15 protein-coding genes are annotated in these 18332 nt (G+C 74.3%); 4 read left to right on the forward strand and 11 right to left on the reverse strand.

All coding sequences use genetic code 11. From position 1 onward, the window contains the following. Positions 1–57: 57 nt before the first annotated feature. A complete protein-coding gene (locus ACZ6Y7_RS32335; protein ID WP_402209203.1) occupies positions 58–1737 on the reverse strand; it encodes a CTP synthase in 1680 nt (559 codons plus the stop codon). Positions 1738–2457: 720 nt separating this feature from the next. On the opposite strand from ACZ6Y7_RS32335, the gene ACZ6Y7_RS32340 reads away from it, so the two are divergent. Beyond that, entirely contained in the window at positions 2458–4476 is a 2019-nt protein-coding gene (locus ACZ6Y7_RS32340) for a glycoside hydrolase family 15 protein (RefSeq protein ID WP_465761488.1), read from the forward strand. 19 nt (positions 4477–4495) lie between these two features. Here the strand turns inward: ACZ6Y7_RS32340 and ACZ6Y7_RS32345 are convergent, their stop codons facing one another. From ACZ6Y7_RS32345 to yczE, 3 genes are all read right to left on the reverse strand, one after another. Then, on the reverse strand, positions 4496–5662 hold the full coding sequence (locus ACZ6Y7_RS32345; protein ID WP_465761489.1) for a glycosyltransferase family 4 protein: 1167 nt from the start codon (positions 5660–5662) through the stop codon (positions 4496–4498). Positions 5663–5842: 180 nt separating this feature from the next. Continuing rightward, a complete protein-coding gene (gene recN / locus ACZ6Y7_RS32350) occupies positions 5843–7600 on the reverse strand; it encodes a DNA repair protein RecN (protein WP_465761490.1) in 1758 nt (585 codons plus the stop codon). 64 nt (positions 7601–7664) lie between these two features. Then, the gene (gene yczE / locus ACZ6Y7_RS32355) at positions 7665–8315 is read right to left on the reverse strand and encodes a membrane protein YczE (protein ID WP_465761491.1); all 651 of its coding nucleotides are present in this window, start codon (positions 8313–8315) and stop codon (positions 7665–7667) included. Between the two features lie 130 nt (positions 8316–8445). Between yczE and yczR the strand changes: the two genes are divergently transcribed. After that, positions 8446–9945 (forward strand): MocR-like transcription factor YczR, encoded by a 1500-nt coding sequence (yczR, locus tag ACZ6Y7_RS32360; protein ID WP_465761492.1) that lies wholly within the window; start codon positions 8446–8448, stop codon positions 9943–9945. Positions 9946–10003: 58 nt separating this feature from the next. Here the strand turns inward: yczR and ACZ6Y7_RS32365 are convergent, their stop codons facing one another. The 4 genes from ACZ6Y7_RS32365 to ACZ6Y7_RS32380 all read right to left on the reverse strand — a co-directional run bounded on the left by ACZ6Y7_RS32365 (position 10004) and on the right by ACZ6Y7_RS32380 (position 12941). After that, positions 10004–10909: an NAD kinase gene (locus tag ACZ6Y7_RS32365; RefSeq protein WP_402209193.1), complete on the reverse strand. Its 906-nt coding sequence runs from the start codon at positions 10907–10909 to the stop codon at positions 10004–10006. Positions 10910–10999: 90 nt separating this feature from the next. Then, positions 11000–11806, reverse strand: a complete 807-nt coding sequence (locus tag ACZ6Y7_RS32370) for a TlyA family RNA methyltransferase (RefSeq protein ID WP_465761504.1) — start codon at positions 11804–11806, stop codon at positions 11000–11002. A gap of 36 nt (positions 11807–11842) precedes the next feature. Beyond that, positions 11843–12079 (reverse strand): hypothetical protein, encoded by a 237-nt coding sequence (locus ACZ6Y7_RS32375; protein ID WP_465761493.1) that lies wholly within the window; start codon positions 12077–12079, stop codon positions 11843–11845. After that, on the reverse strand, positions 12063–12941 hold the full coding sequence (locus ACZ6Y7_RS32380; RefSeq protein WP_465761494.1) for a hypothetical protein: 879 nt from the start codon (positions 12939–12941) through the stop codon (positions 12063–12065). The genes ACZ6Y7_RS32375 and ACZ6Y7_RS32380 overlap by 17 nt, the downstream gene beginning before the upstream one ends. A gap of 180 nt (positions 12942–13121) precedes the next feature. On the opposite strand from ACZ6Y7_RS32380, the gene ACZ6Y7_RS32385 reads away from it, so the two are divergent. After that, entirely contained in the window at positions 13122–13469 is a 348-nt protein-coding gene (locus ACZ6Y7_RS32385) for an SCP2 sterol-binding domain-containing protein (RefSeq protein WP_465761495.1), read from the forward strand. Positions 13470–13553: 84 nt separating this feature from the next. Here ACZ6Y7_RS32385 and ACZ6Y7_RS32390 read toward each other — a convergent pair whose 3' ends face one another. Both ACZ6Y7_RS32390 and ACZ6Y7_RS32395 read right to left on the reverse strand, forming a co-directional pair. Next, positions 13554–14594, reverse strand: a complete 1041-nt coding sequence (locus tag ACZ6Y7_RS32390; protein WP_465761496.1) for an HAD-IIA family hydrolase — start codon at positions 14592–14594, stop codon at positions 13554–13556. A 203-nt stretch (positions 14595–14797) separates the two neighbouring features. Then, a complete protein-coding gene (locus ACZ6Y7_RS32395; RefSeq protein WP_465761497.1) occupies positions 14798–15415 on the reverse strand; it encodes a tetratricopeptide repeat protein in 618 nt (205 codons plus the stop codon). 92 nt (positions 15416–15507) lie between these two features. Between ACZ6Y7_RS32395 and ACZ6Y7_RS32400 the strand changes: the two genes are divergently transcribed. Next, entirely contained in the window at positions 15508–16878 is a 1371-nt protein-coding gene (locus tag ACZ6Y7_RS32400) for a DUF1015 family protein (RefSeq protein WP_465761498.1), read from the forward strand. A gap of 106 nt (positions 16879–16984) precedes the next feature. On the opposite strand, the gene ACZ6Y7_RS32405 is transcribed toward ACZ6Y7_RS32400, so the two are convergent. Then, the gene (locus ACZ6Y7_RS32405) at positions 16985–17950 is read right to left on the reverse strand and encodes a tetratricopeptide repeat protein (RefSeq protein WP_465761505.1); all 966 of its coding nucleotides are present in this window, start codon (positions 17948–17950) and stop codon (positions 16985–16987) included. Positions 17951–18332: the final 382 nt, after the last annotated feature.

Here is an 18332-nt window from a genome sequence, read left to right on the forward strand (position 1 = left end):
CCCGCGGGAATCGCGGGGCCGCCGTCAGGTGAACGACCGAGGCCGAGGAGCCGAAGACTACGCGGAGGCCGCGGTCTTGATCTCGATGGCGGCCTTGACCAGGCCCGCGAACAGCGGGTGCGGGCGGGTCGGGCGGGACTTCAGCTCCGGGTGGGCCTGGGTGGCCACCAGGTAGGGGTGCACCTCGCGCGGGTACTCGACGTACTCGACCAGGTCGCCCTTGGGCGAGAGGCCGGAGAACTGCAGGCCGGTCTTCTCCAGGTCCGCGCGGTAGGCGTTGTTGACCTCGTAGCGGTGGCGGTGGCGCTCCTCGACGTACTGCTCGCCGCCGTAGACCTCGCGGACGATCGAGCCCTCGGCGAGCTTGGCCGGGTACAGGCCCAGGCGCATGGTGCCGCCCAGGTCGCCCTTGCCGTCGACGATGGCCAGCTGCTCGGCCATGGTGGAGATGACCGGGTGCTTGGCGGCGGAGTCGAACTCGGTGGAGTTGGCCTCCGGCAGGCCGGCCAGGTTGCGGGCGGCCTCGATGACCACGCACTGCAGACCCAGGCACAGGCCCAGCAGCGGGACCTTGTTCTCACGGGCGAAGGTGATGGCGCCGACCTTGCCGTTGACGCCGCGGTCGCCGAAGCCGCCGGGGATGCAGATCGCGTCCACGTCGCCGAGCTGCTCGCGGGCGCCCTCGGGGGTCTCGCAGTCGTCCGAGGTGACCCACTTGATCTCGACCCGGGCGTTGTTGGCGAAGCCGCCGGCGCGCAGCGCCTCGGTCACCGACAGGTAGGCGTCCGGCAGGTCGATGTACTTGCCGACCAGGGCGACCTTGACGATGTGCTGCGGCTCGTGCACGCGGCGCAGCAGGTCGTCCCAGGTGGTCCAGTCGACGTCGCGGAACGGCAGGTCGAGCCGGCGTACCACGTAGGCGTCCAGGCCCTCGCCGTGCAGCACCTTCGGGATGTCGTAGATCGACTTGGCGTCGATGGCCGCGACCACGGCCTCCTCGTCCACGTCGCACATCAGCGAGATCTTGCGCTTGATCGCCTGCGGGACCTCACGGTCGGCGCGCAGCACGATCGCGTCCGGCTGGATGCCGATGTTGCGCAGCGCGGCGACGGAGTGCTGGGTGGGCTTGGTCTTCAGCTCGCCCGAGGGGCCGATGTACGGCAGCAGGGAGACGTGCACGAAGAAGACGTTGTCCCGGCCGACCTCGTGGCGGACCTGGCGGACGGCCTCCAGGAACGGCAGCGACTCGATGTCGCCGACGGTGCCGCCGACCTCGGTGATCACCACGTCGACGTCCTCGGTCGCCATCCGGCGGATCCGGGACTTGATCTCGTTGGTGATGTGCGGGATGACCTGGACGGTGTCGCCCAGGTACTCGCCGCGGCGCTCCTTGGCGATGACGGTCGAGTACACCTGGCCGGTGGTGACGTTCGCCGAGCCGTGCAGGTTGGTGTCCAGGAACCGCTCGTAGTGGCCGATGTCCAGGTCGGTCTCGGCGCCGTCGTCCGTGACGAAGACCTCACCGTGCTGGAACGGGTTCATGGTGCCCGGGTCCACGTTGAGGTACGGGTCGAGCTTCTGCATGGTGACGCGCAGGCCGCGGGCCTTGAGCAGGGCACCGAGGCTGGAGGCGGTGAGCCCCTTGCCGAGCGACGAGGCGACACCCCCGGTGACGAAGAGGTGCTTGGTCGTCACGGCGCGGCCGTTCGCTGCCTTGCCGGAATGGGGCTGTGCCAAGAGGGGGCTCCCGTGGGTCGCGTGTCGGAGGTGACGTGGGCGGGAGGCTCGGGGTTCGCCGGGCGACGGAGTCGGGTGCGGGGCACCGTGCTCGAAGGGTCGCCGGTTCGGCTGGTCCGGGGCGTTTGATCCCGCCGGTCCACGGGATACCAGGGTAACAGTGCCCCGACCGGGACGCCGTTCGGGCCGCGCGCGCCACACCGGGAGCGCGCGCCCGGCGCACCACCGGCGCACCATCCGCCGCACGCGTCACACCGGTCGCACGACCCACCGGACCGGGCCAGCCGGCGGTTTCCGTCCGGGTCACTCCGCCCCCTCCGGACAGGCCACCCGGAGGTGATCCTTCCGGACCATCCTTCGTCGCGCACCCGCGATGCACGGCATTTCCGCCGAATTGCGGCGCCACACCGGGCTGCGCCCGCGTGCTTCGCCCCTTTCGTCCGTCGTAAGCTGCTCGGACGCATCGCCGACAGCACGAGCACGCGGAGGGCGTGGGAGGGTCAGGACACTCCCGGTCCCCGATGCGCGACCGGACCTCCCCGTATTCCAGCTCCTCCCCACCCACTCCAGGGGCTCGACCGAGCCCCGCGCGGACACTCCAGCAAGGACTGCCACCACCCCCCGGCAGACCGGACGTCCCGGGGTGGACCCCCGGCCCCGCAGACCGCTCGCTCCCTCCGCTCGCCGATGCCCTGACCACATTGCGAACTGGAGATCCACGTGGCCGGCCGTATCGAGGACTACGCACTCATCGGGGACATGCAGACCGCTGCCCTGGTCAGCAGGGACGGGGCGGTGGACTGGCTCTGCCTGCCCCGCTTCGACTCGCCGGCCGTGTTCGCCGGCCTGCTCGGCACCGATGAACACGGCTTCTGGCGGATCGGCCCGGCCGAAGCCGTCCTGACCGAGGTCCCCGCCCCCGCCGCCGCCGTCACCGCCCCCACTCCCGCTCCCACCCCCGCCCCGGGCCGGATCCGGATCGCCGACACCGCCGACCTGCGGGTGCCCCCGCCCACCGCCGCCGCACCCGCCCTGCCCGCCGACCGCCGCCGCTACCGGGGCGACTCGCTGATCCTGGAGCAGGAGTGGGACACCCAGGGCGGCACCGTCCGGGTGATCGACTTCATGCCGCCGCGCCCGCTGGCCGGCAAGGACGCCGTCCCCCAGGTGATCCGGATCGTCGAGGGCGTGTCCGGCACCGTCCGGATGCGCTCGGCCGTGCGGATGCGCTTCTCGTACGGCCGGGTGGTGCCCTGGGTGCACCGCGTCGAGCAGGCCGACGGCACCCACCGCACCGTCGCCATGGCCGGGCCTGACTCGGTCTGGCTGGACGGCGTCTCGGAGACCTACGGCCGCAACCTCACCACCTACGCCGACTTCACCGTCACCGCCGGCGAGCGGATCGCCTTCGCGCTCACCTGGCAGGCCTCCCACCTCGACCCGCCGAAGGCCCCGGACGCCGAGGAGATGCTCGACGCCACCGCCGACTTCTGGCACGAGTGGGCCGACCAGTGCACCTACCAGGGCCCCTACCGCGAGGCCGTGATCCGCTCCCTGATCACCCTCAAGGGCCTCACCTACGCCCCCACCGGCGGCATCGTCGCCGCCCCCACCACCTCACTGCCCGAGGACATCGGCGGCGAGCGCAACTGGGACTACCGCTACACCTGGCTGCGCGACGCCGCGATCACCCTCTCCTCCCTGCTGCGCACCGGCTACCGCGAGGAGGCCCGCGCCTGGCGCGAGTGGCTGCTGCGGGCCGTCGCCGGCGACCCGGAGAACCTGCAGATCATGTACGGCATCGCCGGCGAGCGCGAGCTCACCGAGTCCTCGCTGGACTGGCTGCCCGGCTACGAGGGCTCGCAGCCCGTCCGGATCGGCAACGGCGCCGCCGGGCAGCTCCAACTCGACGTCTACGGCGAGGTGGTGGAGGCCCTGCACCTGGCCCACATGACCGGCCTGGTCCGCAACGACCACGCCCACCACCTCCAGCTGCGCCTGATCGAGTACCTGGAGGACCACTGGCAGAACCCGGACGAGGGCATCTGGGAGGTCCGCGGCCCGCGCCGGCACTTCGTCCACTCCAAGGTGATGGCCTGGGTCGCCGTCGACCGCACCATCAAGCTGCTGGAGCAGACCCCCGAGGACGCGCCCGCCGACGGCCACCTGGAGCGCTGGCGCGAACTGCGCGACACCATCCACCGGGACGTCTGCGAGAAGGGCTACGACCCGGAGCGCAACACCTTCACCCAGTACTACGGCGGCACCGAGCTGGACGCCTCGCTGCTGCTCATCCCCCAGGTCGGCTTCCTGCCGCCGGACGACAAGCGCGTCATCGGCACCATCGAGGCCATCCAGCGCGAACTGTCCACCGAGGACGGCTTCGTGCTGCGCTACCCCACCCACGACGAGTCCGGCAACAACGTCGACGGCCTCTCCGGCCACGAGGGCGCCTTCCTGGCCTGCTCGTTCTGGCTGGCCGACGACCTCGCCATGATCGGCCGGGTGCAGGAGGCCCGCGACCTGTTCGACCGGCTGCTCTCGCTGCGCAACGACCTCGGGCTGCTCGCCGAGGAGTGGGACCCGCGGCTCAAGCGCCAGGTCGGCAACTTCCCGCAGGCCTTCAGCCACGTGCCGCTGATCGACACCGCCCTGCGGCTGACCGCCTGCGGCGCCGCCTACCTGTCGGCCCAGCCGGACGGCCTGGCCGGCGACCGGGTCGAGCAGGCGACCGTCTGACGGGCCGACCGGACGGGCCCTACGCCCGCTGGACCAGCTCGTCGTAGGTGCTGAGCACCTGGGCGACGGTGGCGGCCTCGTCCGGCCAGGTCTCGGCCTGCTGCCGGCCCGCCGCCACCAGCCGTTCGCGCCGGTCCGGGTCGGCCAGCAGCGCGCGCACCGCGGCGCCGATCGCCGCCGGATCCCCCGACGGCACCAGGACGGCGGCGTCCCCGACGAGTTCGGGGATGCCGCCGACGGCGGTGGCGACCACCGGCACGCCGGCCCGCATCGCCTCCTGCACCACCAGCGAACGGGCCTCCCAGCGGCTGGGGACGACGACCACGTCGGCGGCGGCCAGCAGGTCCGGCACGTCGGTGCGGTAGCCGAGCAGCCGCACCGGCAGCTTCTCGGCGGTCACCCGCTCGCGCAGCGCGCCCGCCTCCGGGCCGTCCCCGGCGAGCAGCACCAGCGGCTCCGGGTCCAGCGCGGCGAACTCGCGGGTGGCGTCCAGCAGTAGCCCGAAGGCCTTCTGCGGAACGAGCCGGCCGACCGCCAGCACCAGCGGGCGGTCCGGTCCGCCGCCGAGCAGCTCGGCCCGCGCCCCGGCCCGGTCGAGCCGGCCCTCGGGCATCGGCGGGGCAGCCACCGGGCCCAGCCGGGCGTCGGTGGCACCCAGCTCACGGGCCCGGGCGACCAGGTCGGAGGAGGCCCCGAGGACCAGGTCCGCGGCGCGCGCGACCCGGCGCTCCATCAGCCGCTGCAGCCGGCGCTCCATGCCGGTGGCCAGCAGCGCGTGGTGCGAGGTGACCACCAGCGGGGTCTCCGGGCGCAGGCCCGGGAAGCGGCCGGCGGTGCGCAGCGCGAGGTCGGAGAGCAGCCCGGCACGCAGCCCGTGGGCGTGCACCACGTCGGCGCCGGTGAAGGCGCGGCGCAGCTCACCGATCGCGGTGGCATCACTGCGGGCGCCCGCGGTGGGGGTGATGTCGACGGTGTGGAACCGGGCGCCCGTGCGGGAGAAGCCGAACAGGGCGTCCGTGCCGGCCGGGGCGCAGACCGTCACGATCACCCCGTGCGCGACCAGGCCGTGGGCCAGGGAGCGCACGTGCGCACCGATGCCGCCGGTGCTGGCGGCCAGGACGAGTACCACGTGCAGCTGCCCCGGTTCCGGGGCGGCCGCGGTGGCCCGGGCAGCGGAATGGTCCACGTCGTCTCGCATCCGACTCGATCAGTTTCGCGCGCCGCCTTCGCGGGGATTGCCCGCCCGGCGGCGCTCGGGGCTGGGAAGCCAGTGTCCAGCGGCCACCATGCCAGGTCGGCGGCCCTCTTGGACAGTCGGCGGCACCCGGGGCGCGTCGCCGACGGTCCTCGGGGCCGCCGTCCGCGGCTAGCGGTGGCGCGGGGCCCGGGCGGCGGCCAGCAGTTCCTCGGCGTGGGCGCGGCCCAGCTCCGAGTCCTCCAGGCCGGCCAGCATCCGGGAGAGTTCGCGCACCCGCTCCTCGTCGTTCAGCACCTTGACGCCGCTGCGGGTCACGGTGCCGTCGTTGGTCTTCTCCACCACCAGGTGCCGGTCCGCGAACGCGGCGACCTGCGGGAGGTGGGTGACCACCACGACCTGGGCGGACTCGGCCAGTTTGGCCAGCCGGCGGCCGATCTCGACCGCGGCCTTGCCGCCGACGCCCGCGTCCACCTCGTCGAACAGGTAGGTCGGGACGGGGTCCGCGCCGGCGAAGACCACCTCGACGGCGAGCATCACGCGGGACAGCTCACCGCCGGAGGCGCCCTTGGCGATCGGGCGGGGCTGGGCGCCCGGGTGCGGGGCGAGCAGCACCTCGACCTCGTCCACGCCGTGCGGGCCGTAGGCGACGGTGCGTCCGTCGACCTCGATCCCGCCCAGGTCGTCGACCTGGCTGATCGCGAAGGTCACCCGGGCGTGCGGCATGGCCAGTTCGGCGAGCTCGGCGGAGACGGCCTCGGCGAAGCGCCCGGCCGCGGCCCGCCGGGCGGCCGACACCTCGGCCGCGAGTTCGGCCAGCTCGGCGCGCAGCTCGGTCTCCCGGGCGCCGAGTTCGTCGATCCGGTCGTCGTCGCCGTCGAGTTCGGCGAGCCGGACGGCGCCCGCCTCGGCCCAGGCGATCACCTCGGCGAGGGTGTTGTCCTCGCCGCCGTACTTGCGCAGCAGTTGGGCCAGCACGGCCCGGCGGTCCTCGACGGCGGCCAGGCGCACCGGGTCGGCGTCCAGGTCGTCCGCGTAGCCGGCCAGGTCACCGGCCACGTCTGCGAGCAGGTAGCCGACCTCGTTGAGCCGGTCGGCGAGGGCGGCCAGCCGCTCGTCGTGGTGGCGCACGGCCTCCAGGGCGCGGCGGGACTGCGCGAGCAGGGTGCCGGCGTCCAGCGCCTCCGGGTCGGCCGGGTCGCCGGCCAGGGCGGCGTGGGCCAGGGTCGCGGCGGAGGACAGCGCGTCGGCGTGGCCGAGCCGTTCGGCCTCGGCGGCGAGCTCGGCGTCCTCGCCGGCCACCGGCTCCGCGGCGGCGATCTCGTCCAGGCCGAAGCGCAGCAGGTCGGCTTCCTGGGCGCGCTCGCGGGCCCGGGTGGTCAGTTCCTCCAGGGTCGCCGAGACCTCGCGCAGGGCGCGGTAGGTCTCCCGGTAGCGGGCCAGCGGCTCGGCCACCGCCTCGCCCGCGTACCGGTCCAGCGCGCCGCGCTGGCGGGCCGGGCGCAGCAGGCGCTGCTGGTCGGTCTGGCCGTGCACCGCGATCAGGTCCTCGCCGAGTTCGGCGAGCAGCCCGACCGGGACCGCCCGCCCGCCGACGTGCGCCCGGGAGCGGCCCTCGGCGGAGACGGTCCGGCTGATCAGCAGCGCGCCGTCGTCCAGTTCGGCCCCGGCCTCGACGGCGCGCGCGGCCGCCGGGGAGTCGGCGGGCAGTTCCAGTCGGCCCTCGACGACGGCGCGTCCGGTGCCGTTGCGCACCAGGCCCGGGTCGGCGCGCCCGCCGAGCAGCAGGCCGAGGCTGGTGACGACCATGGTCTTGCCGGCGCCGGTCTCACCGGTCACGGCGGTGAAGCCGGGGGCCAGCTCGACCACCGCGTCGTCGATGACCCCAAGATCCCGTATCCGCATCTCGTCCAACACGGAGACGACCATACGAGGTTCCACCCCCGGCGCGCGACGAGCGGCAACGGTGCGCGGCAACTCCGTACCCCGAAGTTCATCCCTTCCGGGCGTTTCGCGCGGGTTCGGGCGCGGTGCACCAGGGCAGGAAGAACTGCACCAGGGGGCCGATGGCCAGCGCGTACGCGACGGTGCCGACCCCGGCGGTGCCCCCGAGCAGCAGGCCGGCGGCCAGCACGGTCAGTTCGATTCCGGTGCGGATCAGCCGCAGCGAACGGCCCGTGCGCCGGTGCAGGCCGGTCATCAGGCCGTCGCGCGGGCCGGGGCCGAGCCGGGCGCCGATGTAGAGGCCGCTGGCCAGGCCGTTCAGCAGGATCGCGGCGGCCATCACGGCGATCCGGGCGGGCAGCGCGCCGGGGCCGCCGACGTACCGCAGGGTGAGGTCCATGGCCGCGCCGATCACCAGCACGTTGGCGACGGTGCCCAGGCCAGGGCGCTGGCGCAGCGGTATCCACAGCAGCAGCACCAGGGCGCCGCAGATCGTCACCCAGGCACCGACCGACAGGCCGACGCTGCGCTGCAGGCCCTGGTGCAGGACGTCCCAGGGGTCGAGGCCGAGGCCGGAGCGGAGCATCAGCGCCATGCTCGCGCCGTACAGGGCGAGACCGGCGAACAGCTGCGGGATCCGGCGCCCCAGGCCGTGGGTGTCGCCGAGGACGCGGACTGCGGGTGTGGTCGTGGTGGCCAAAGTGTGCTCCTGCGGTGGTGCTGCACCCCCGGTGGCCCGAGGGGTGGCGGCCGGTATGGCCGCCCTGCCATGATGGCCAGGCCAAAGCAGCCCCCTCCAGGGCCAATCCAGAGCAATTGGACTGATCGCCATGGCCGACTGGCACACCACCGTCACCCCTGCCGCGCTGGCCCGGCTGCTCACCACCGCCCGGCTCCCGGAACCGCCCGCCGCCCGGCGCCCCGCCTACCGCACCCTGGCCGGGCAGATCCGGCTGCTGGTCACCGAGGGCCGGCTGCCCGTCGGCGCCCGGCTGCCCGCCGAACGCGAACTGGCCACCGCCCTGGAGCTGAGCCGCACCACCGTCGCCACCGCGTACGAGACGCTGCGCGGCGACGGCTACCTGCGCAGCCGTCGCGGCGCCGGCAGCTGGACCGCCCTGCCCGAGGGCGCCCCGCCACCCGGCGACGCCCTGCACCCCGTCCCGCCGGACGAACTGGGCCGCACCCTGGACCTCGGCGTGGCCGCCCTGCCCGCCCCGCAGCCCTGGATCGGCGTCGCGGCCGCCCGGGCCGTCGAGCAGCTGCCGTACTACGCCGCCGGCCACGGCCACTACCCCACCGGCGTCCCAGTGCTGCGCGAGGCCGTCGCCCGCCGCTACACCGAGCGCGGGCTGCCGACCACGCCCGACCAGATCCTGATCACCACCGGCGCGATGGGCGCACTGCACCTGGTCCAGCGGGTGCTGGTCGGCCGCGGCGACCGGGTCGCCGTCGAGGCGCCCAGCTACGCGCACACCCTGCAGGCGCTGCGGCTCTCCGGCGCCCGGCTGGTCCCCGTGCCGTACACGCACCACCCCACGGCGCGGTGGGACCAGGACGAGTGGCACCGGGTGCTGCGCGGCGCCGCGCCCAGGCTCGCCTACCTCATCCCCGACTTCCACAACCCGACCGGCGCACTGATCGGCGAGGACCAGCGCCGCGAACTGCTGGCCGCCGCGCGGGCCGCCGGAAGCATCGTGCTGGTGGACGAGACCACCGCGGAACTCGGCTGGGGCGTCCCGGAGACCGCGCCGCTGCCCCGCCCGATGGCGGCACTGGACCGGGCCGCCCAGGTGGTCACCGTCGGCTCGGCCGGGAAGCTGTTCTGGGGCGGCCTGCGGATCGGCTGGGTGCGGGCCGCGCCCGCGCTGGTGCGCCGACTGGCCGGCGAGCGGGTCTACAGCGACGTCGGCACCCCGGTACTGGACCAGCTGATCACCGCCGAACTGCTGGGCGAGCCGCTGACCGCCGTACGGGCCCACCAGCTCGACAAACTGCGGGCCACCGCGCACGCCTTCGCCAAGGCCCTCCCCGAGCACCTGCCCGGCTGGAGCTTCCCGATGCCGACCGGCGGACTCGCCCTGTGGGTCTCCACCGACGGCCTGTCCGGCGCGGCGCTGGCGCGCACCGGCGAGCGCGACGGAGTGCGGATCGCCTCGGGCAACCGCTTCGGCTCCGACGGCGCGTTCGAGCACCACATCCGGATCCCGCTCACCGTGCCCGCCGCGACCGTCCCGGCCGCCGTCGAACGCCTCGCCGCGGTCGCCGCCCGAACCGCGACCGGCGGCCGGCTCGACACACCCGACGAGGCCCAGCCGCTGGCGGTCTGACGACCAGCCAACAGCCCGGCCGCGGCGGCGCGTTCGGGCGGTTCCGGCGGCAGACGTCCTAGTGGTGGTCCGCCCGGCCGCGCCAACCCGTCACCGGCAGCGCGAACTTGGCCACCAGCCGGTCGGTGAACGGCGCCCGGTGCAGTCTGGCCAGCCGCACCGGCGTCCGCCCGCGGCGGACCTCCACCCGTGCCCCGGCGGGCAGTTCGACCGAGCGCCGCCCGTCGCACCAGAGCACGCCGTGCGGAGTCTTGGGCTGCACCTCGACGGCCAGCACCGACTCGGGCGAGGTCACCAGCGGCCGGGCGAACAGCGCGTGCGCCGAGATCGGCACCATCAGCAGTGCCTCCACCTCCGGCCACACCACCGGCCCGCCGCCGGAGAACGCGTACGCGGTGGAGCCGGTCGGCGTCGCGCAGACCACGCCGTCGCAGCCGAAGTTGGAGACCGGACGGCCGTCCACCTCGGTCACCACCTCCAGCATCCGCTCCCGGGACGCCTTCTCGATCGAGGCCTCGTTCAACGCCCAGTCCTCGTGCACCACATCGCCGTTGGTGCGGACGATGACGTCGATCGTCATCCGCTCCTCGACCTCGTAGTCCGCGTCGACCACCCGCTCGACCACCACGGCCAGGTCGTCCCGCTCCGCCTCGGCGAGGAAGCCCACCCGCCCCAGGTTGATCCCCAGCATCGGCAGGCCGTGCGAGCGCGCCAGCTCCGCCCCGCGCAGCAGCGTCCCGTCCCCGCCGGCCACCAGGATCAACTCGCAGCCGTCCGCCGCACCCGGGCCCTCGGCCACCTTCTCGACACCGTCGGGCAGGTCCAGGTCGACCGCCTCGGCCTCCAGCAGTCTGATCCGGAGTCCCGCCTTCAGCAGCCCGTGCACCAACGACTCGACGCTGCGCAGCGCCGCCTCCCGGCCGGTGTGCGCGATCAGGAAGACCGTACGTTCTTCATCGCTCATGCCGCTGCCCTCTCCCTCACGCCTGCCGGGCCCCCTCGGCCCCGGTGCGGCCGCCATACAGCATGACGGGCCGGACGTCCGCTGAGCACCCTATCGGGGCCCCTCCGCCACGGCCCGGTCCGCCTCCGCGGGGTCCAGCGGCGGGGCGTCCCGCCGCAGCCACAGGAAGTACTCCACGTTGCCGGACGGCCCCGGCAGGGGGCTTGCGGTGACGGCGCGCACGCCCAGCCCGAGCTCCCACGCCTGCCCGGCCACCTGGCGCACCATCTCGGCGCGCAGCTGCGGGCTGCGCACCACCCCGCCGCTGCCCAGGCGCTCCTTGCCGATCTCGAACTGCGGCTTGACCATCAGCACCAGGTCCGCGTCCTCGGCCGCGCAGGAGGCGAGGGCGGGCAGCACCAGGCCCAGCGAGATGAACGACAGGTCGCCCACCACCAGGTCCACCAAGGTGCCGCCGATGAGCTCCGGGGTCAGCTCGCGCACATTGGTGCGGTCCATCACGGTGACCCGCTCGTCGCTCTGCAGCGACCAGGCGAGCTGCCCGTACCCGACGTCCACCGCCAGCACCCGGGCCGCCCCGGCCCGCAGCAGCACGTCGGTGAATCCGCCGGTGGACGCGCCCGCGTCCAGGGCCAGGCGGCCCTCGACCACCAGGCCCTGCGGAACGAAGGCGGCGAACGCCCCGGCCAGCTTGTGGCCGCCGCGCGAGACGTAGTCGGGGTCGTTCTCGTCCTTGGCCACCACGACCGCCGCCGAGGTCTCCACCTGGGTGGCCGGCTTGGTCGCGGTGGTGCCGCCGACGGTCACCCGTCCGGCCGCGATCAGCTCGGACGCGTGCTCACGCGACCGGGCCAGCTTGCGGCGGACCAGCTCCGCGTCGAGTCGGCGTCGTGCCACTGCCACTGGTGTTTCAGCTCCTACGGGTCCTACGGATCATTCCTGGTCGAGCGCGGCCAGCGTGTCGGCTAGCCGCTGGTGAACATCTTCGTACACCGCGACGTGCGCCTCGGCGGGGACCCCGTCCAGGGCCTCCAGCCGGGCCAGCCCGGCGTCCACCGCGGGGTGGCCGGTGGGCAGCAGATCGACGCCGAGCGGCTCGACCGGCTCCGCGGCGGCGTCGAGGACCGTGGCCGCGTGGACGGTCGCGGTCGGTTCACTCGTCTCGGACATCGGGCTTCCTCGTGCTGGTGGCCTTGCGGACGGTGGTCCGCTTGGTCGCCGTGCGCTTCGCGGGGGTCCTGGGCTGCGCGGGGGCCTGCTCGGCGGCGTCGCCCTGCTGGGCGGTGGCGGTCTTCTTGACGGTCGTCGTCTTCTTCGCCGCCGTCTTCTTCGCGGCGGCCTTCTTGGCCGCCGTCTTCTTCGCGGCGGCCTTCTTCGCGGCGGTCTTCTTCTCCGCCGGAGCAGCCGTCCTCTCCCCCGTCCTCTCCGCCGTCCTCTTCTCCGCCGCGGTCTTGCGCGCCGGAGCCTTCCGCGGTCCGGCCTCCGGCTCCCCCTGCGGAGCCGGGGCAAGCAGCGAGACCGGGGGGACCGGCGGATCGACCTCGACCGGTTCGTCCACCTCCACCCGCTCGGTCACTATCGGCTCCCCCGCCGACGAAGCGGCCGGCCGCTCGCCCTCGTCCTCCCAGCCGCGCCCGAACAAGTCGTCCGCCCGCGGCGCCGGCACCGGCTCCCGCGCACCGTACGGCTCCTCAGCAGGTGCCGCCGCCGGAGCCTCCTCCTCGACCTCGCGCAGCTTGGTCTCCAGGTACGCCAGCACCACGCCCACCTTGGTGACCTGGTCGCCGACCTTCTCGAAGACCTTCTCCGCCTCGTTGCGCGCCACCCCGACCGCCAGGTCCACCCCGGCCAGACCGGCGGTGACCGCCTCCCCCGCCAACGTCTGCAGCGCCTTCGCCGACGACGGGAACTGCCCGCCCAGGCGGCGCTCCACCTCGGTGACGTCGACCCCGGCCTTCTCCAAGATCGAGGCCGCCGTCACGGCGACCCGCTTGCCCACCTCCTCGACCACCCCGGCGGCGGTCTCCACCACTCCCCGAACCGTCCTCGGCAGCATCCGGGTGCCTCCCAATCGCCTACGCGCGTCGCTCCGTCGCCCTCAGTACCCGGGCCGTTTCCGGGCACCCCACTGACGACGCTACCGCCAAAACCCCGCTGAGGTACCGTGGCCCGCAGTCCGCACCGTAGCGACCGGGGGGAGGGAGGCACCGCCATGGCGAACGCGGAGGAGTGCCGGGAGGCGCTGGAGCAGCTCAGCCGGAACATGGCCGAGTCCACCGGCGACGTGCGCAAGGCCGCGGCCCTCGACCGCTCGCTCAGCTGCCGGATCACCGACCTCGACCTGACCTTCACCGGGCAGCTGCGCGACGGCCGGATCCAGGACGTGGTCGCCGCGCCCGGGGCACCCGTCGGGAAGGCCGAGATCCGGCTCACCATGAGCAGCGACGACCTGGTCGCGATGGTCGACGGCCGGCTCAACTTCGCCTCCGCCTGGGCGAGCGGCCGGGTCCGCCTGGAGGCGGGCTTCCGCGACCTGCTGCGGCTGCGCACCCTGCTCTGAACCCGGTCGGCCGTCACCTCGGTGACCCACTGCAACGGGTCACCGAGGTGACGGCCCGGCCCCGGAACAGGCCGGCGGAAGCGTTCAGAGGCCCAGCTCGGCGAGCGCCTTCCGCCCGTCCACCGGCCGCCCCTCGCTCGCGTCCAGCGCCGTCCACGACGCCGCGCACAGCGCCCGCAGGCCGTCCCAGCGGTCGCCGGAGCCGGTCAGCCGCAGCGCGCCGCCCTCGGCGACCGCGACCCAGCCGCCGCACCGGAAGCCGCCCGTCTCGGGCGTCACCGCGGCGTGCGGGACGAGCAGTCCGCGCAGGTCGGCCGCCAGGTAGGTCGGCCGGTGCTCGACCCGGGCCCCCAGTAGCAGCTCGGGGGTAGTCACCCCGGTGAAGACCAGCAGGCTGTCCACCCCGCCGTTGAACGCACCCTCGATGTCGGTGTCCAGCCGGTCCCCGACCACCAGCGGACGCTTCGCCCCGGTGCGCAGCACGGTCTCCCGGTGCATCGGCGGCAGCGGCTTGCCCGCCACCTCCGGCTCGACCCCGGTCGCCGCCCGGACCGCGGCCACCAGCGTGCCGTTGCCCGGCGCGATGCCGCGCGCCCGCGGCACCGTCAGGTCCAGGTTGGACGCCACCCACGGCAGGCCGCTCTGCACCGCGTACGAGGCCTCCGCCAGGTGCTCCCAGCCCACCGAGGGGTCGAAGCCCTGGACCACCGCGAGCGGCTCCTCGGCCAGCGAGCGGACCGGGACCAGCCCCCGCTCGGCCAGCGCCTCCTCCAGCCCGAGGCCGCCCACGACCAGCACCTTCGCCCCGGCCGGCACCTTCTCGGCGACCACCCGGGCGGCCGCCTGGGCCGAGTTGATCACGTCCGCCGGCTCGGTCGGCACGCCCAGCTCGGTCAGGTGCTCGGCCACCACCCGCGGCGGGCGGGACGCGTTGTTGGTCACGTACGCGAGCCGCATCCCGGACGCCCGGGCGTCGTCCAGCGCGGCCACCGCGTGGCGGATCGCGTGCGCGCCCTCGTAGACCACGCCGTCCAGGTCCAGCAGTGCCGTGTCGTAGGCCTCGGTCAGCGGTCGCCCGCTGCCGCCGGGGGCGGTCCGTCGCACGGGGGTGGCCGTCTCGGTCATGGCTGCGCTACCTCATTCACTGCGTCGTTCGCTGCGTCGATCGCTGCGTCGTTCGCTGCGTCGTCATCGACTGCTTCGTTCACTGCTCCGTGGTGCACTGCTCCGTGGTGCACTGCTCCGTCGCACTGCTCCGTCGGGCACCGCTCCGTCGGGCACCGCTCTCCGCCGGAGCAGTGCTCCGTCGTGCACCGCGCCACCGGCCGTCAGGCGTCGCCCTCGACGCCCTCCGGCTCTCCCCCGGCCGGGTCCGCCGCGGCGGGCGGCGGCGCCAGGTACCCGGGTGCCCCGGGCAGCAGCGGACCGTACGCCCCGGCGCGCGCCGCCAGTGTCGCCCGGGTCTGCCGCAGGGCCGCCCGGTAGTGGTCGGCCTCCGGCCGCATCGCCACAGCGAGCGCCAGGTGTTCGGCGGAGGTCTCGAAGTCGCCCAGTCTGGCCGCCGCGACCCCCCACCCGAACTGAGCGTAGTCGTCCGCCGGATCGGCCAGTGCCACCGCCCGGAAGTTCTCCAGCGCCGCCGCGTACGAACCCGCGTCGAACTGGGCCCTGGCCAGCGCCTCCCGAATGCTGCGCGAGTGCGGCTCGGCCTCCGCCGCGCGGGCCAGCAGTTGCTCGGCCGCCGCCGGATGGCCCTGTGCCAGCAGTTGCGCGCCCCGGCGGAACCAGTCGTACACGTCGCCGACGGGCTCCCCGGACCGGCTCTGCGGCGGCACTCCACCGGCCGATCCGCCGTCCTGGGCCGGAGTGCCCCCGCCGGTGGCGTCGACCGGCCCGCCCGACCCGGCCGATCCGCCGCCGTCCACGCATTCCCGCCCGTCGTCCATGCCGTACCTCGCCCTCGGTCGCACACCCGCCCCACAGGTCGGCACGGGTGTTCCGATCTCTCAACAACGCGTACCCGGTTACGATGCCCAGAATGAGCACACCCAGTGCAGAAGACGGAGTCGAGACTCCCGAGGGCGGCCCCGGCGATCCCGGGCACGTCGCCACCGCCGGCCTGTCCCTGTCCCCCTTCCGCGGTCTGCGCTACGTCCCCGACCGGGTCGGCGCCCTGGCCGCGGTGATGTCCCCGCCGTACGACGTCGTCGACCCGGGCCGCCGGCTCGACCTGGAGACCGCCGACCCGCACAACGTGGTCCGGCTGATCCTGCCCCGGCCCGAGCCCGAGGACGCCGGTGACCGCCCGGACCGCGACACCCGGTACCGGCACGCCGCGCGACTGCTCGCCGCCTGGCAGCGCGAGGGGATCCTCGCCGCCGACCCGGACCCGGCGATCTACGTCTACGAGCAGCGGGTGCCCGCCACCGCAGAGTCCCCCGAACTGCTGCAGCGCGGCCTGATCGGCGCGCTCGCGGTGAGCGGCCGCGAGGTCGGCGTCGTGCTTCCCCACGAGGACGTGATGCCGCGGCCGGTCGCCGACCGGGTCGGCCTGATGCGCACCACCCGGGCCAACCTGGAACCCCTGCTGCTCACCTACCGCGGCGACGGCGGCGCCTCCGACGTGATCGAACGGACGATCGAGGGCGAGCCGCTGCTCTCCACCGCCACCAGCGACGGCACCCACCACCGCCTGTGGGCCGTCACCGACCAGGCCGACATCGCCGAGATCGGCCGCGACCTGGCCACCTGCCGGGCGCTGATCGCCGACGGCCACCACCGCTGGGAGATGTACCTGCGCCTCCAGCGCGAACACCGCCACCTGCCCCGCAGCCCGTGGGACCGCGGCCTGGTGCTCCTGGTGGACACCGCCCGCTACCCGCTGCGGGTACGCGCCATCCACCGCGTCCTCTACCGGCTGCCGGTGGCCGAGGCGCTGGAGCGGCTCGGCGACCACTGGAAGGTCAAGGAGGTCCCCGGCCCGCTGCCCGCCGCGCTCCAGGCGCTCGCCGAGCAGAAACGACACGGCGGCAACGGATTCGTGCTGACCGGCGGCGACGGCGTCTACTGGATCCTCAGCGAGCCCGAGGAAGCCCTGCTGGACGCCACCGTGCCGCACGACCGGCCCGAGGAGTGGCGCCGGCTGGACGCCACCGTCCTTCACGCCACCCTGCTCGACCACACCTGGCACGTCCCGGACGGCCCGGACGACATCGGCTACCTGCACACCGCCGCGGCCGCCGAACGGGAGGCGGCCCGCACCGGCGGCACCGCGGTCCTGCTGCACCCCGTCCGGGAGAGCGTGGTGCGGCGGCTGGCCGAACAGGGCGTCACCATGCCGCGCAAGTCCACCTCCTTCGGGCCGAAGCCGGCCACCGGACTGGTGCTGCGCAGTCTCGCCCTGGGCTGACCCCGCGCCGGGCCCCAACGGGGGGCCCGGACGGCGTGAGGCCCTGCCGTTCCCGGTGGATCCCGGGGAACGGCAGGGCCTCACGGTGCTTTCCGAGGGGGCTCGATCAGCCCTTGGCCTCGTTCTTGTCCTCGTTCTTGGCCTCGCTCTTGGCGTCGTCCTCGGCCTCGTCGGTCCCGGCGTCCGCGGACACCGTCTCCGCCTCGGCGTCGCGGGCGCGCTCGGGCACCACGCCGTCGAAGTCCTCGTCGATCTCGAGGTCGTCCTCGTCGTAGTACTCCTCGACGTCCTCCTCGTCCTCGAAGATCACGCGGTCGTCGGCGATGTCGCCGCCGCGCTTCTTCGCCGGGGCCGACTCGGCCGACTCGGTGTCGTCCTCGGCCAGCTCCGGGTCGAGCGCGTCGGTGAACTCGCCCACGCCGTCGATCTCGGCGAGCCGCTCCGAGGCATTGGTCGCGCCGTCGGTGTCCGCCTCGGCAGCCTTGGCGAACCACTCACGGGACTCGTCGGCACGACCGGCCGCGATCAGCGCCTCGGCGTAGGCGTACCGCAGGCGCGCGGTCCACGGGTGCACGGCGCTGGAGGCCAGCTCCGGGCTCTGCAGGGTCACCACGGCGGCGTCGTACTGCTCCATGTCGCTGCGGGCACCGGCCGCGACCAGGCGCATCTCCACCTGGCCGGCCTTGTCCAGCTGCTTCACCTCGGGCTCGCCGGCCATCGCCAGCGCCCGCTCCGGACGGCCCAGACCACGCTCGCAGTCGGCCATCACGGGCCACAGGTCCGCCCGACCGGTCATCCGACGGGCGGCGCGGAACTCGGTCAGCGCCTCCGAGTAACGCTGGGTCATGTAGGAGGCGAAGCCCGCCGCCTCACGGACGGCAGCCACGCGGGAGGCCAGCCGGAGCGCAACCCGCGAGTACTGGTAGGCCTCCTCCGGCTCGCTGTCGAGCAGGCGGGCGACCATCACCAGGTTGCGGGCGACGTCGTCCGCGAGGGTCTTGGGCAGGCTCTTGAGCTCCTGACGCACGTCCGCGTCCAGCTCGAAGCCGGTGACGTCCTCCGGGACCGGCAGACGCTTGACGGGCTCGTAGTTGCCCCGGCGGTCGTCGTAGTCGCGGCGGTCGTCCCGGCGGTCATCGCGACGGAAACCGCCGCCCTGCCGGTCGTCGCGGCGGTAGCCACCACGGTCACTGCCGCGGTCGTCACGACGGAAGCCACCACGGTCACCGCCCCGGTCACCGCGGTCGCGGTTGAAGCCGCCGCCGGCGGGGCGGTCGTCGCGGCGGAAGCCACCACGGTCTCCACCACGGTCGTCCCGGTCACGGCCGTAGCCACCCGAGGGACGGTCATCACGACGCAGACGGTCGTCACGGTCGTCGCGACGGAAGCCACCCGGACGGTCATCCCGACGGAAACCGCCACCCGCCGGACGGTCGTCACGACGGTCGCGGTTG

It is taken from the genome of Kitasatospora sp. NPDC053308, from assembly GCF_055585785.1.

Excerpts from the sequence above, each read along its gene's own strand:
- recN (WP_465761490.1), bottom strand. The coding sequence starts at position 7,600 with ATGGTCGTCTCCGTGTTGGACGAGATGCGGATACGGGATCTTGGGGTC.
- yczR (WP_465761492.1), top strand. The coding sequence starts at position 8,446 with ATGGCCGACTGGCACACCACCGTCACCCCTGCCGCGCTGGCCCGGCTG.
- ACZ6Y7_RS32365 (WP_402209193.1), bottom strand. The coding sequence starts at position 10,909 with ATGAGCGATGAAGAACGTACGGTCTTCCTGATCGCGCACACCGGCCGG.
- ACZ6Y7_RS32375 (WP_465761493.1), bottom strand. The coding sequence starts at position 12,079 with ATGTCCGAGACGAGTGAACCGACCGCGACCGTCCACGCGGCCACGGTC.
- ACZ6Y7_RS32385 (WP_465761495.1), top strand. The coding sequence starts at position 13,122 with ATGGCGAACGCGGAGGAGTGCCGGGAGGCGCTGGAGCAGCTCAGCCGG.
- ACZ6Y7_RS32390 (WP_465761496.1), bottom strand. The coding sequence starts at position 14,594 with ATGACCGAGACGGCCACCCCCGTGCGACGGACCGCCCCCGGCGGCAGC.
- ACZ6Y7_RS32395 (WP_465761497.1), bottom strand. The coding sequence starts at position 15,415 with ATGGACGACGGGCGGGAATGCGTGGACGGCGGCGGATCGGCCGGGTCG.
- ACZ6Y7_RS32400 (WP_465761498.1), top strand. The coding sequence starts at position 15,508 with ATGAGCACACCCAGTGCAGAAGACGGAGTCGAGACTCCCGAGGGCGGC.